Source organism: Prosthecobacter sp., from assembly GCF_020439865.1.
Lineage (GTDB): Bacteria > Verrucomicrobiota > Verrucomicrobiia > Verrucomicrobiales > Verrucomicrobiaceae > Prosthecobacter.
This window is the reverse complement of the sequence record NZ_JAGRPF010000130.1, coordinates 17,778-31,989: the sequence shown is the minus strand read 5'-3', so window position 1 is coordinate 31,989 and position 14,212 is coordinate 17,778. Positions and strand designations below refer to the sequence as shown.

General features: G+C 59.8%; 13 protein-coding genes. 9 read left to right on the top strand and 4 right to left on the bottom strand.

Translation table 11 applies throughout. The annotated features are described in order from the left end of the window. On the bottom strand, positions 1 to 497 hold a 497-nt coding region (locus KDL09_RS15420), incomplete at its 3' end, for a lysophospholipid acyltransferase family protein (RefSeq protein ID WP_294386885.1). A gap of 25 nt (positions 498 to 522) precedes the next feature. On the opposite strand from KDL09_RS15420, the gene KDL09_RS15415 reads away from it, so the two are divergent. The 7 genes from KDL09_RS15415 to KDL09_RS15385 all read left to right on the top strand — a co-directional run bounded on the left by KDL09_RS15415 (position 523) and on the right by KDL09_RS15385 (position 9,266). After that, positions 523 to 2,772, top strand: a complete 2,250-nt coding sequence (locus KDL09_RS15415; RefSeq protein ID WP_294386878.1) for a heavy metal translocating P-type ATPase — start codon at positions 523 to 525, stop codon at positions 2,770 to 2,772. 80 nt (positions 2,773 to 2,852) lie between these two features. After that, entirely contained in the window at positions 2,853 to 3,014 is a 162-nt protein-coding gene (locus tag KDL09_RS15410) for a hypothetical protein (protein WP_294386877.1), read from the top strand. A 44-nt stretch (positions 3,015 to 3,058) separates the two neighbouring features. Then, complete coding sequence (locus KDL09_RS15405) at positions 3,059 to 4,432, top strand: hypothetical protein (protein WP_294386875.1); 1,374 nt, start codon at positions 3,059 to 3,061, stop codon at positions 4,430 to 4,432. A gap of 117 nt (positions 4,433 to 4,549) precedes the next feature. Beyond that, entirely contained in the window at positions 4,550 to 5,437 is an 888-nt protein-coding gene (locus tag KDL09_RS15400; protein WP_294386872.1) for a DUF475 domain-containing protein, read from the top strand. 285 nt (positions 5,438 to 5,722) lie between these two features. Then, on the top strand, positions 5,723 to 7,396 hold the full coding sequence (locus tag KDL09_RS15395) for a HAMP domain-containing sensor histidine kinase (RefSeq protein ID WP_294386869.1): 1,674 nt from the start codon (positions 5,723 to 5,725) through the stop codon (positions 7,394 to 7,396). Next, the gene (locus KDL09_RS15390) at positions 7,393 to 8,076 is read left to right on the top strand and encodes a response regulator transcription factor (RefSeq protein WP_294386866.1); all 684 of its coding nucleotides are present in this window, start codon (positions 7,393 to 7,395) and stop codon (positions 8,074 to 8,076) included. The genes KDL09_RS15395 and KDL09_RS15390 overlap by 4 nt, the downstream gene beginning before the upstream one ends. 113 nt (positions 8,077 to 8,189) lie before the next feature. Further along, entirely contained in the window at positions 8,190 to 9,266 is a 1,077-nt protein-coding gene (locus KDL09_RS15385) for a membrane dipeptidase (RefSeq protein ID WP_294386864.1), read from the top strand. A gap of 15 nt (positions 9,267 to 9,281) precedes the next feature. Here the strand turns inward: KDL09_RS15385 and KDL09_RS15380 are convergent, their stop codons facing one another. Continuing rightward, entirely contained in the window at positions 9,282 to 10,031 is a 750-nt protein-coding gene (locus KDL09_RS15380) for a pseudouridine synthase (protein ID WP_294386862.1), read from the bottom strand. 126 nt (positions 10,032 to 10,157) lie between these two features. Between KDL09_RS15380 and KDL09_RS15375 the strand changes: the two genes are divergently transcribed. Beyond that, positions 10,158 to 10,856, top strand: coding sequence for a L,D-transpeptidase (locus KDL09_RS15375; protein WP_294386859.1), 699 nt, complete (start codon positions 10,158 to 10,160; stop codon positions 10,854 to 10,856). Between the two features lie 3 nt (positions 10,857 to 10,859). Here KDL09_RS15375 and rsgA read toward each other — a convergent pair whose 3' ends face one another. Then, the gene (rsgA, locus tag KDL09_RS15370; protein WP_294386857.1) at positions 10,860 to 11,981 is read right to left on the bottom strand and encodes a ribosome small subunit-dependent GTPase A; all 1,122 of its coding nucleotides are present in this window, start codon (positions 11,979 to 11,981) and stop codon (positions 10,860 to 10,862) included. Further along, positions 11,978 to 13,495 carry a glucan biosynthesis protein gene (locus KDL09_RS15365; RefSeq protein ID WP_294386853.1) on the bottom strand — a complete coding sequence of 506 codons (1,518 nt, stop codon included), beginning with the start codon at positions 13,493 to 13,495 and terminating at the stop codon, positions 11,978 to 11,980. Before KDL09_RS15365 ends, rsgA begins: the two co-directional genes overlap by 4 nt. Before the next feature lie 99 nt (positions 13,496 to 13,594). On the opposite strand from KDL09_RS15365, the gene KDL09_RS15360 reads away from it, so the two are divergent. Next, the gene (locus KDL09_RS15360; RefSeq protein ID WP_294386850.1) at positions 13,595 to 14,212 is read left to right on the top strand and encodes a DUF2238 domain-containing protein; all 618 of its coding nucleotides are present in this window, start codon (positions 13,595 to 13,597) and stop codon (positions 14,210 to 14,212) included.

The window sequence follows — 14,212 nt, the reverse complement described above, 5'->3', positions numbered from 1 at the left end:
TTTTCCATCCAGACAGGGACTAACTGCACATCGGGCCGTTTTTTCGCGAGATGAAACAGCCCGGGTTTGAACGGCTGCGGTTCAGGCGTGTTTTGACGTCCGCCTTCGGGAAACAGGATGAGCGAATGGCGGTCTCCAAGAGCACGAATCATCTCGTCGAGCGGATTACATTCGGGCGTGGGCTTTTTGCGCTCGATGAGCACGGCGTTGAAGACACGGCAGGCGAGATACGGACGCACATGCCCGACGGACCAGTAGTCTTTGGCCCCCACCAGCCGCGTGACCGCACGCACAGGCTCTGGCAGCGAGGCCCAAAGCACGGGACCGTCGAGATTGCTGGTGTGATTGGCAAAATACACCCGCTGCACCAATTCCGGCCCACATCCCTGCCAGCGGGCGACTGAGCCGGAGAAGACGCGAATTGCCCCGGCGATGAGACTGCGAATCATGTGCAGATGATGAGCGAAGAAGATGATGTTGTCACGCGGCTTGCTCATTCGTAATGCTAGGTCATCTCCACGCATGCCAAACTCCACTCCATCACCGCCGGACTCATCGACATGGATGGCAGCGCTGGCGGACTTCCTGATGGATGAGCCGGAAGTGGAGTCCATCCGCCTGAACCCAGATTCGAAGCGGGTCGAAATGGCGACCTTGGGGAGCGTCGATGGAGAACTGCTGCAGGCAAAACTCACCGAGGTGCTGCGAGCGGTGGACGCGAAGTGGTTGAAGCAAAACGGCAAAGTGCCGCCACATACAAGCATGCTGGAGGTGCAGCAGAAGGACGGAGCCTTTGTCATCGAAAAACCCTCCTGTCCCACAGCGCCCAAGTTCTGGAAGTGGCGCGATTTTGCGTGGCCTGAGCCGGACGAAATGGAGCAGGCGAGCGACAACGAATGGCGCACGCTCGCAATGCAGGCAGGCATCTGTGCCGTGGCGCTCATGGCGGGCTACATCATCGAACGCTTCTTTGCCGCACCGGCGTGGCTGCCGAAAAGTCTGTTCGCAATCTCGCTGATCTCCGGCGGCTGGGACGCCGCCAAAGACGCTTGGGAAAATTTGCGCGAGCGGCGTCTCGATGTGCATTTCCTGATGCTCGCCGTGGCATCCGGCGCGGTGGCGATCGGCGCTTGGGAGGAGGGCGCGCTGCTGCTGTTCCTCTTCTCCACCTCGGGCGCGCTGGAGCATTTCGTGATGTTCCGCACGCATCGGGAGATCAACGCGCTGACCAAGGCGGCGCCCAAGTTTGCTCATGTACTGCTTCCAGACGGCAACACCGAAGACCGCGGCGTGCAGGCGCTCCGAGTAGGCGATGTGATCGTGGTGAAGCCGGATGAACTCTTTGCGGTCGATGGCACGGTCATTTCAGGCTCGACGGCAGCGGATGAATCAACGCTCACCGGCGAGGCTGTGCCGATTGCTAAGGAGACAGGCGCGCCGGTCTATGGCGGCACCTTGAACCAGTGGGGAGTGGTGCAGGTGCGTGTGGATCGCCCGGCGACCCAGAGCGCGCTGGCGAAAATCATCACGCTGATCCAAACCGCACAGCATCTGCGGGCGCCGAGCCAGCGGTTCACCGATCGTTTCGGCACGCGCTACACGGTTTTCACGCTCGGGGTTGTTGCGGCGATGTTTTTTGTTTGGTGGCTCGGCTTCGGCATTCCGCCTCTGGAAAACACGGCGGCATCCAATTCATCTTTCTATCGAGCAATGACACTGCTGGTCGTCATGAGCCCCTGTGCTCTCGTCTTGTCGATTCCTTCGGCGATTCTGGCCGCGATCGCCTGGGGTGCACGACGTGGCGTGCTGTTTCGCGGCGGCGCCGCGATTGAAAAGCTCGCCGAGGTGGATGTCATCGCCATGGACAAGACCGGCACGCTCACCGAGGGCGAATTGAAGGTGACCAAGATCGAGAGTTTCCCCGCGGGCCGCGAACAAGATGTGCTGCGCATCGCCGTCAGCCTCGAGGCGAATTCAAATCATCCCATCGCCCGGGCGATCACACACTTCGGCGAAGGCCAGGGCATCGTGGCCGAAAAACTCGCCGAGTTCCAGTCCATCGCCGGCCAGGGACTGCGTGGACGGACTGAAGGCGGCCTGAGCTACGTGGGAAGACGTGAACTCGTCAAAGACAGCGCTCTTGGCGAAGTGCTGGCGGGTGTTCCCGATGCACCGCTGGGCTTCAGCGAGGTGTGGGTGCTGCACGAGCAAATCGTGGGTCGTGTTTTGCTCAAAGACGAGATTCGTGCCGGAAGCGGAGCTGTTTTGGAACAACTGGCCGCCGAGGGCGTGCGCACCATCATGCTGACCGGAGACCGGCGCGCGGCCGCGATCGAAGTCGGCGAAAAACTCGGCATCGCCGAGGTGCGCGCCGGATTGCACCCGGAGGACAAAGTCGCGGCTATTCGTGAATTGACGCAGGCGGGCCACAAGGTGGCGATGATCGGCGACGGCGTGAATGACGCGCCCAGTCTGGCCGCCGCTTATGTCTCGGTGGCCATGGGGGCCCGCGGAAGCGACGCGGCGCTGGAGCAGAGCGACGTCGTATTGATGCAGGACCGGATTGAGAAACTGCTCTCCGCACGGCGCATCAGTCACAGCGCACGGCGCATCATTCAACAGAACCTGATCATCTCGCTCGGCAGCGTCATCGTCATGGCGGTCGCCTCGCTGTTCGGCATCGTTCCGCTGACGCTGGGTGTTTTGACCCACGAAGGCAGCACGGTGGTGGTCTGTCTAAACAGCCTGCGGCTGCTGTTTGAGAAGGAGTGACGTGGCGGTCATTTTTCGCCTGCGTAACTCCGTGCTGGACGATTCCGGCCTTTTCTTCATAGAGTAAGCAAATTACCGGCATGCGTATTCTCTCCAAAGTCCTCTGGACCATCGCTTTCCTTGTCGCCACCTTCTTCTGGATGGTGCTCTTTGAGCACGGATTCAGCATGAAGGGGCTGACCGAGGGAACGGGGGCGGAATTGCACGCACTGGCCTCATGGTTTGGCGGAGGTAAAAAATAGCCGACGCCACCCTTCATTTTAACCCGACAAGACCACTCAAGATTATGCTCGTTCAGGAAGCCGAACTCGACCCCAAGTACCAAGCCCTCTGGAAGAAAGCTCTTATTTCCGCCGAGCGGAAAAACTGGGAATATGTCGTCGATCAGGTGCTGCCCATCGTGACGGCCAACCTTGGCTTTCTGGATGGCCGCAAGCTGCTGCGCAGCGCAGAGAGCGAGGCCAGCGGCGGCAGTGCCGGCAAGAAGTTCAGTTTCGGTCTGGGTGGCTTCAAGCCCAGCTCGAAGAAAGAGCCTGCTGAGGTGATCGCAGACATGGAAGAGAACGTCTTCCGCAAGGACCCCTTCAACCTCAACGCGAACGAGACGCTCTATGACCTCGCGATGAAGATGCACTTCTGGGATCTGGCCGCGTTCGCCCTCGAGACGATCCGGGCAGGGCATCCGGAGAACACGAAGCACATGCACAAGCTGGCGCAGCATTACATGGCGTATGAACAGCCCGAGAAGGCTGCCGAGGTTTATGCCGCCATCCGCAAGGTGGACCCGCGCGACATGGACGCTGCAAAAGGCGAAAAAGATGCCGCCGCCCGAAGCTCCATTCTGCGCCAGGGCTGGGGTTCCAGCAACTTCAAGGACGCCATGAAGGATTCCGGTGAGGCCGCCAAGCTCGAAATGCTCAACCGCCAGGGCATGACCAAGGAGCAGATGGAGCAGTTCCTCGCAGAAACCATCGAGCAGTACAATGCCGATCAATCAAACATCGTCATCGTCAAGCGCATGTCTGATCTCTATGAGAGACTGGGCCACATCGAAGAGGCGCTGATGTTCTATGACTACGCCCTCACGCTGAACCCGGGCGACGTGGCTCTGCAGCGCAAGGTCGAGATCATCCGCGACAAGGTGCAGGATCAAAAGATCGAGGAGTTTGAACGTGAGATCGAGGCCAACCCCGATGCGCCCGACATCGAAGACAAGCGTGCGCAGGTGGCTGAAATCCGCCGCCAGCGTTCGGAGGTGGTCATTGGCGAGGCCAAGACCCGCGTGGACCGCAATCCGACGGACAAAACGCTGCGCTATGAGCTGGGCCAGGCCTACTTCAACGCCGGCATGTACACCGAGGCGATTCCGGAACTGCAGCAGGCGAAATCCAACCCCAACATGCGAATCAAGGCGATCCTCATGCTCGGCCGCTGTTTTGAGCGCAAGAACATGAACGACCTCGCCAAGACTTCGCTCATGGAGGCTTCCAAGGAGCTTCTGGTGATGGATGCCATCAAAAAAGAGGTTCTCTACGAACTGGCCAATGTGCTGGAGAAGATGGGCGACAAGGCCGCAAGCCTCGACGCCCTCAAAGAAATCTACAACGCGGACTACGGCTACAAGGACGTCGCCAAGCGTGTGGAATCTTCCTACTCCTGACCGGCCCTGCCGTCTGTTTTCACCGATCACCCCGTTTCGCGTCGCGGAACGGGGTGAATTTTTGTCCGGGCCAAATGGTACTGGAAAGCCGGAACACGTCCTCCATCATGCGGGCTGATGATATTCGAAATTTTCGCCGCCGCTGACCTGTGGCAGACCGTCAAAGAAGGCATTCCCGTGGTGCTGGCCCTCATCCTGATTGAAGGACTGCTCTCCGTGGACAATGCGCTGGCGATCGCCGCCATGGCGTCCCACCTGGATCCGAAGCAGCGCAAGACGGCGATGACCATCGGTTACGCGGGCGCCTATGGATTTCGCATCGTGGCGCTTCTCACGGCCGGATTCATTATGGGAAACCACTGGCTGATGCTTGCCGGATCGCTCTACCTCGTGTGGTTGATGTGCGCTCACTTCGCAGAGCAGGGGGACGCCGCTCCTGACGAAGGAGAAGTGGTGAACGTGAGCCATCACAATTTCGGCACGACGATCGCAATGATCGCGTTCCTCGACCTCAGTCTGAGCTTTGACAACGTCGTGGCTGCGGTGGCCTTCGCACGCGACAGCAAGGTTCTCGTCTATATCGGTGTGACTCTGGGAATCATCACGCTGCGCCTCGTGGCAGGCTACTGTATCAAGCTCCTCGAAAGACAGCCCTGGCTGGAGCACACCGCGTTCTTGCTGGTCGGCTTCGTCGGACTCTTGCTCGGTCTGGAGCTCTACTGGGATCATAGCGTGAGACAGGTCGTCGAACTCGGCGGTTTCAAACTCTTCTCCGAGGCCGACGGGCATTATCACCTCGCCAAGGCAGTCAAATTCACCGGAATCATAGCGATCATCCTGGTGCATCTTGGCTATGAGAAGGTGCCGGCCATGAAAAAGGTGATGTGTCCGCCCCTGCGGTTGTTTCTGCTGCCTGCAGAACTCTTTGCGGGAATCGTCGGTGCCGTTTTCCTGGCTCTTGCCTGGCCGTTCCGGGCCGCTTGGCGGGCTGTGCAGCGGAAGTGACCTCTCAGAGCTAAAGAATACGCCTTACATCTTCCTTACAACCTGCTCACAAGCTGCTGACTCATTCATTTTAACCTGTGCGAACCTAGCATCAGATCGAAGGCAAAGAGCCTCAGCCCTTGCCCTGCTGATCACCCCTTTCTGAAAGCGTGTTCACCCTTCTGGCTGTTGGAAGCACCTACGAATCACCGGGGCGGACCTCAAAGTCCGCCCCGGTTCTTTTTATGGATTTTATAAAATTTAGATGACCTAATAGATGGTGAGGCTAAATTATGCGCCTCGCGCATGCTTCACCGCCGCTCCACCGTCCTGTTTATCATCTTGGTTATCCTGCCTCTCGCTCTGCTGGCGTGGCTGGGAACCTATCTCGTTCGCGACGCTGAAAAACGCACGGACGCTTCGATGCAGGCAATCCTCGCCGAGCGCCTCAGTTCCGCCGATCAACACCTGCTGCATGACATGCGGCAGCTCACTGACCGTCTCGACTCCTGGGGAGGACAGAGCGTCGGTTCAGCCCGGTTGATGGCGCAACGGCTGGCCGCACATCCGTGGGTCGCCGAGGCTTGGTCCACTCAGAGCCCTTCTAAACCCGTCGAGACCTTTGAAGGCAAAGCCGTCTATCAGCCCGGCCAAGGGTTCAGCAGCAAAGAACGCGTCGGGGCGATTCTTGATTCGACCCAAAACCCCGAAAGAATCCCCCAATTCATTTCCGCCCAGGAGGATGGTGGCCCCCCGTTTCAGCGCATCTACATCCCAGGATCATTTTTATCCCCTCGTCAGATGACCTCCGAGTGGATGACCTATCTGAAAATGTCCGGTTACCACATCGACGACCAGCCTGCGCAATCCGGGACGCTTCAGTCGTGGAGCGGCTGGCACGTGGGGGACTCGATCTTCATCTACTGGCATCGTTTTGCCGATGGGAGCCTGAGTTGCGCTCTGATGAATCCCCAAAAACTGATGAACGCCCTGTATCAACGCCTGCCCCCGCCCGGCCTGGCCATTCCTCCAGGACGCATGATGTTGACCACCGTCAAAGGCATCCCGCTGCATGAATGGGGCAAAAAACTGCCCGGGTCTGAGGATCCCCCGGCGGCACATCGTGCCTGCTCCGAACCGCTTTCACAGTGGGAGATGGCCTACACACCGGCAGACGAGGAATTCCCCAAGCCCTATCTCTTTCCCATCCTGCTCGGTGTCAGTTCTGGCATCGTGCTCGTGTTCGTTGTGGGCTGGCTCTACTTCCACGAAAGTGCGAGCGAGATCCGCGTGGCCCAGCAGCGCGTGACCTTCGTCAATCAGATCTCCCATGAGCTGAAAACGCCGCTCACCAACATCCGCCTCTATGCCGAGATGGCCGCGCACCGCGCGGAATCACAGGGTGACAGCATCGCGAAACGGCAGCTGGGCGTCGTCGAGGCCGAGACTGCGCGCCTCGACCGCCTCATTCAAAACGTGCTCAACTACGCCCGCCAGCAGCGCGACAAACTCACCATTCAGACCAAGCCGATCGCGCTGGATGAAAATGTGTCGCGCATTGTCGATTTCTGGAAGCCGCTGCTCGAAAACAAGGGGTTTGAAATCGTCTCCTCCTTCCACGGACCCGCCACCGTCATGGCCGATCCCGACGCCATCGAGCAGATCCTTGGCAACCTCATTTCCAACGTGGACAAGTATGGCAACGCCGGAAAATGGATCGCCATCCGCACCGAGCACGACGCTCAAAGCACCCGTGTCATCGTCGAAGACCGCGGTCCGGGCATCCCATCCGGAAAACGCCGTACCATCTTCGAGCCCTTTGAACGCCTCCGCTCCGACCTCGCCGAAGGTGTCAGCGGAACCGGCATTGGATTGACCATTTCACGTGAACTGGCACAATTGCATGGCGGATCGCTCGCCGTGTGCCCCAATTACCGCGACGGCGCACGTTTCATCCTCACCCTCCCGAACCAGCCATGACCAAGATCCTGATTGCCGAAGACGACGACCACACACGCGACGCACTGCGCGAGGTGCTAACCATGGAAGGCTATGAAGTCATTGCCGCCAGCGACGGCCTGCAGGCCGTGGACTTTTTCCGCGCGGAAAACCCCGACTTCGTCTGTCTCGACGTCATGATGCCCGGGCTCAACGGCTACGAGGTCTGCAAACAGATCCGCCGCCAGGATGAAAAAGTGCCCATCCTCTTCCTCACCGCCAAGGCCGAGGAAATCGACACCGTGCTCGGCCTCGAACTCGGTGCTGACGACTACATGACCAAGCCCTTCGGCGTGAAGGAAATCATCGCCCGCATCCGCGCCATCCTGCGCCGTACCGCCTCGCGTGGCGGCGGCCGGGCCGATGACGACTTCACCATGGACGACCTGCGAATTGTTCCGACCGAGCTGCGCGCTTATCGGGACAAGACGGAGATTCAGCTCAGCCCACGTGACGTCAAAGTCCTTCGCCTGCTGTCCGAGCGCCGTGGCAAGGTCATCGACCGCAACACCCTGGCTGACGAAGTCTGGGGCGTCGATTACTTCCCCGAGAGCCGTGCACTCGACCAGCACATCTCCCAGCTTCGCAAGCGCATCGAGAAAGATCCCGCCCAGCCGCGTATCATTCGTACCGTGCATGGCGCCGGCTATCGTTTTGAATGACGAATCCGAACAAGGAATGATGAAGGCCGCGACGCACGTAGTGTGACGCCGTCATCATTCGGACCTGGCCATTCATTCGTCATTCTTCACTCTGGTTTCGTCATTTCATCTCCATGCTCACTTTCGACGCCCATCTGGATCTCAGTCTCAATGCCCTCGGCGGATTCAATCGCGACCTCCGTCTTCCCGTCCATGAGATCCGTCGCCGTGAGGCCGGCATGATCGGCAAAGGCCGGGCCGCAGGAACCACCGCCTTTCCCGACATGCGTCGCGGCAAAGTCGGCATCTGCGTCGCCACCCAGCTTGCTGGCTGCATGCCCGGCGTCTCTCCCATCGCCAACTGGATGTCTCCCGAACAGGCCTGGGCTGAAACCCAGGGGCAGCTCTCCTGGTATCGTGCGATGGAAGAAATTGGCGACATGCGCCAGATCACTAATGTGCGCGAACTCGACGAAATGGTCGCCCTCTGGAACGACACCTCCATTCCCGACGACGAAAAGGCCATCGGCTACATCCTCAGTCTCGAAGGCGCCGATTCCATCCGCACCATCGGCCACCTCGAGGACGCCTGGACACAGGGACTCCGCGCCATGGGTCCCGCGCACTACGGCGTGTGTCGCTATGCACTCGGACATGATCAGGTCGGTCCGCTGCCGCCTGGCGGCAAAGAATTGATTCAGGAGATGGACCGCCTCGGCATGATCCTCGATGTCACGCATCTCAGTGACGAATGCTTCTGGCAGGCGCTCGACATCCACCACGGCACCGTCTGGGCCAGCCACAGCAACTGCCGCGCGCTCGTTCCCGATCCGCGTCAGTTCTCCGACGATCAGATCAAAGCGCTCATCGAACGCGGGGCCGTCATCGGCGCAGCGCTAGACGCATGGATGATGACCCCCGGCTGGATCCGCGGCAAAACCACCCCCAAGGAAGCCGGTCTCAAACTCGAAGTCATCTGTGACCACATCGACCACGTCTGCCAGCTCGCGGGCAACGCCTTGCACAGCGGCATCGGCACCGACCTCGACGGCGGCTACGGCACCGAGCAGACGCCTGAAGACCTCGACACCATCGCCGACCTCGCACGCATTCCTGCCATGCTCGAAAAACGCGGCTACAAGCAGGAAGACATCGCCAACATAATGCACGGCAACTTCCTCCGCCTCATTCGCGAGGCTTGGGCGGAGTAATTTCGATTTTTTCCCTTACCTAGGCTTCGCAGCCTGCGGCTCCCGAGATTTTAAAACCTCGTACTTCGTCAACTCACGCCACTGGCCCTTCGGCAGATCGCCGAGCACCAGCATGCCGATCTTCACGCGTACGAGACGTAGCACCTCGATGTTGAAAGCCTCCAGCAGACGGCGGATGTGGCGGTTTCGGCCTTCATCGAGGATGAATTCGAGCCAGGTGTTCTTTTCTCCGGTGCGAAGAATCTTCACGTCCTTGGCGGACAAATGCTCGCCTTCATCCTCGACCCCACGCTTGAGCTGTTCGAGACGTCTGGCATCCACGGAGCCTCCAATCTGGACGTGGTAGGTCTTGTCGAGGTGTGTGTCGGGATTCGTGATCGCATCGGCCCAGACATTGTCGTTGGTGAAGAGCAGCATGCCCTCGCTGGCTTTGTCGAGCCTGCCGACCGGTGAGAGGTGCGGAAGCCTCGAGTTTTCAAAGCAGGAAAACACCGTCTCTCGGCCGAGTTCGTCCGAGGCGCTGGTGACGAGCCCGCGCGGCTTGTTGAGCATCACATAGATGCGCGGAGCCTGGTTGATGCTGACGTCATCCATGATGATGACGTCCTTGTTGAGCACCACGGGAAACTCAGGATTCTTCCTCACCGTCAGATTGACCTTCACCTTGCCCATGCGAATCAGCTCCGTCGCACGACTGCGCGAGCAGAACCCGAGCTTCGACATGGCGCGGGCGAGTCCGGTGCGGGTGGGCGGGGGTTGAGACATGATGCAGCCTTAGCGCAGGCGTTGCCTGTTTGCCGGAGGAATCTCGTAGAGAGTCCGGACGATGACATGCGAACCGGGCAAAACCTGCTTGAATGCACTCGTATTTGCCCAAATACATTTACCAACATGATCCGGCTCCTTTTCCCTTTGCTCGCTTTCATGCTGGTGATGCCTGCAGTGTCGCATGGAGCGATCGACGCGATCACCTTTGCCGCGGAGCCTGGAAAGCTGTTTCTGCCCGTGGACGAAGCGGTGGACGAACTGAAGTGGTCCGTGTTCCGGGATGACATGGGCAAGGTGTTTCAACTGAACGACCTGCCGCTGCGCGCAGGCTCGCTGAGGACGCTGACCGATGGCACAGAACTGGTGAGCACCGAACAACTTGCCCAGGCAGGCGCCCGCGTGTCAGAGCCAGATGACAAAGGGCGTGTGCACGTCGGCGGCTTCTTTCGCGGCTTCACTTTGGAGGTTTCGCCGCAGCGGGTCGTGGTGAGCCTGAAAAAACAGCAGCTTCAAGGCTGGCAGGGGGACCGGCTGGTCCTGCAGACTCACATCAGTTCCGGACGCAACAACCGCACTCCGGCCGGCGAATTCAAAGCCGGACCGTTTCGCACCCCAATGCACCACTCCAGCCTCTATCAGAATGCGCCGATGCCCTGGAGCGTGCAGATCAACGGCAACGTCTTCATCCATGGCTTCACCAGCGTGCCGAACTACCCCGCCTCCCACGGCTGCATCCGTGTACCGCTCACCGATGGCAATCCGGCGAAGTTCTTCTTCGAATGGGTGCTCAACGGTACGCCCGTAAGCGTGACACGGGACTGAACCTCACGCGCGCGGCTTCAAATCACGCTCGATGTCCTCACGATCGACGCGATTGCGCGCCTTGATCTTGTGATCCCGCTTGTTGCGGCGTTCGACGGTCATCTGCCGTTTCTTCCGCTGCTTGCGGAGCTTCGCGATCTCGTCTTCGAGCTTCAAATAACCTTCGTAGCGCTCCGCATCGAGAGTGCCTGCCTCCACGGCACCGCGAATGGCACAACCGGCGTCCGAGCCATGCTTGCAGTCGTGGAAACGGCATTGCAGCGCGATCTCGTCGATGTCGGCAAAGCGCTCGCGCAGAGTGGTTTCATCCGTCCACATCTGCACCTCCTTGATGCCGGGGTTGTCGATGAGAATGCCTCCCTTCTCGAGCACGAGCAGTTCGCGTGCGGTGGTGGTGTGACGGCCTTTGCCGGTGACTTCGTTCACGTCGTCCACCCACTGCCAGTCGTCTCCGAGCAGGAGATTGACGAGCGCCGATTTGCCAACGCCGCTGGAGCCGATCACCGCCACGCTCTGACCACGCTTGAGGTAGTCCTTCAGCACCTTGACCCCTTTGCGCTTTTTCACGCTGGTCACATGCACATCGGCGTCGGCGTTCAGGGCACGAATGGCCTCCGCAGCTTCCTGATTCTGTTTGTCAGGGTAAAGATCGGCCTTGTTGACCAGCACGACCGCTTTCGCCCCGCTGCGCGCGATGAGCGTGAAGTACCGCTCCATCCGGCGCAGGCTGTAGTCCGGCCCCGCATCGGTGACAACGATCACGGCGTTCACATTCGCGGCGATCACCTGCTCCTCCGCACTGAACCCGGAGGCTTTGCGAGAAAAACACGTCTGACGTGGCAGCCGGGCACGAATGATGTTGTCTCCATTCTCGCCACCCACCTCCAGCGCGACCCAGTCACCCACGGCGGGCAGTTCCGCGTCGGTCTCGGCGTCGTGATACACCTTGCCGCTCAGGATGACCTCGAATTCATCGAATCCGTTCGCGCCATCCTCCAGCAGCGCGCCGTAGCTGATCTTGTTGTCACGGATCAACCGCGCCGGTTTCCAGCCCTGTTCGCGAAACGGCTCAAAGTGCTTCGCGAAAAAATCGTTCCAGCCGAGGTCGATTAGAGACAGGTTCATCGGCGCCACTGATACATCCAGCGTTCGGAGATCACTTTCTTCTCGTCCTTCAGCTCCATCATGATCTCCAGCAGGTTCGTTTTCTCCGGCACATCCAGCTTGAAGAAGGCACGCCAGCCGCCGGTCTCTTTGTTTCGCATCACGCGCTTGTCCAGCAACTCGCCTTTGCCGGCGCTCAGCACGACATCGATGTCCGGCGCCCAGTCCTTCGGCTTGGCGGAACCGTCCTCTGCGCCTTTGGCAAAATCGATCACATACAGATGGTCGTCCGAATCCATCACGAAGCCGCGCCGAGTGCTGATGACTTTGCAAAGGGTGCCCGGCTCGTGCTGATCGAGCCAGCGCAGCTTGTACTCCACTTTCAGCGGTTCCTGCGGGGTGGCAGGAAGCTGATCGGGCTTCCACATCGCCACGATGTTGTCCCACGTCTCTTCACCCGTGGAGAGCTCGACGAGCATGACGGATCCTTTGCCAAATCCGCTCACCGGCTCCACCCACACGGCGGGACGGCGATGATAATTGGCTTCGAGATCCTGGAAGTTGCTGAAGTCGCGGTCACGTTCGGCCAGCCCGAAGCCCTTGAGCCTGTCCGTCGCGAAAATGCTGAGACGCAGATCGCGGCTGACATCCAGCGGACGCCAGATGGACGGCCCGCCTTCGATCTCAACCTGCAGGCCGTCGGAATCGTGAACTTCAGGGCGGAAGTCGTACGGCTTGGGGTGGGAGTTTTCGCCAAACCAGAACATGCTCGAGAACGGAGCGATGCCGAGCATCTTCACCTGCCGCCGCAGATGCAGAGTGGCCTTGATCTTCATCTCCGTGCTCACACCCGGTGTCGCTTCAAACTCGTATGCCCCGGTGATACTGCGGCCGTTGAGGAGCGCGAGCAGTTTGAAGGTTTTGTCCCCCGGCTTCGGCTGCTCGAACCAAAAGTGGGTGAAGTCCGGAAACTCTTCCGGTTCGCCGCCGATCGTATCGACCGCCACTCCGCGCGCAGAGATGCCATAGCCAAGCTCCGTCGTGACAGCGCGGTAGTAGCTGGCCCCCATGAACACCATGAACTCAAACGGACGCTTCACGAGCGAGTCCGGTGCCAGCACGCGAAAGCCGGCGTAGCCTACGGGGTTCTTTGCATCCGCCGGCACTTTCAGATCACCATACTCGAAGTGGCTGCGATCAAACGGCACCCCCGTCGTCTGCGATCCTTGGATGCTGTAAAACACGACCGGCTTCTTGAACATCCAGCCCGGATGGAAGAACTCCACGCGAAACGTGTCGCCCTGGCCGGCAAACAGCGCCTTGTCGCGCAGAAATCGAATCTGCCGATGCCCGTCGTATTTCAGTCCTTCATAAAAGGGATCCAGTTGCTGCGTGGGGGCCTGATAGGGCTGGAGCGCCATCTGCGCGGCCACCTTCTCCAGATCCGCGAAGCCTTTCACTGCATCCAACGCCATCTGGGCCGGGGACGGGCTGGCAACCAACGTTAGGACTGAAAACGGGAGAAGGAATTTCATGCAGGAGGGGTGCGCAAGCATGCCGCACGACCGATGTCCGTCAACCGGCGTGGAGGAATGCCTTGCCACCGGCCGGGGCGCTGCGGCATCATCCGGAAAATGAGCTCGCCCCCTTCCCCGAAACTGCTGCCGGTGTTCTTGTTCAACGCCGCCTACATGGTGGCGGCCGTCGCCAGCTCGGTGATCCAGGGCAATCGCGAATTCATCTTCTACATCGTCGTCATGCTCGTGCTCATCGGGGTCATGAGCGTCGTCCACCGCAAGGTGAAGCTCACCGCCCCCCTGCTGTGGGCGTTTTCCGTGTGGGGGCTCGCCCACATGGCCGGCGGTCTCTGCCCCCTGCCCTCCGGCTGGCCTTACAACGGTGATCAGGCTGTCCTCTACAGCCTCTGGTTGATCCCGGAGAAGCTCAAATACGACCAGATCGTGCACGCCTACGGATTCGGCGTCACCACCTGGCTGTGCTGGCACATCCTGAGCAATGCCTTGCGCCAGCCCGATGGCGGCGCCGTGCGTCCCACCTTCGGCATGCTCACGCTCTGTGCGGCGGCGGGCATGGGATTCGGCGCCCTCAACGAGGTCGTCGAGTTCATCGCCGTCCTCACCATCCCGAACACCAACGTCGGCGGTTACGAAAACACCGGCTGGGATCTCGTCTCAAACCTCGTCGGCGCTTCCATCACCGCGCTGATCATTCGATTTAGCGCCAAATCTTGA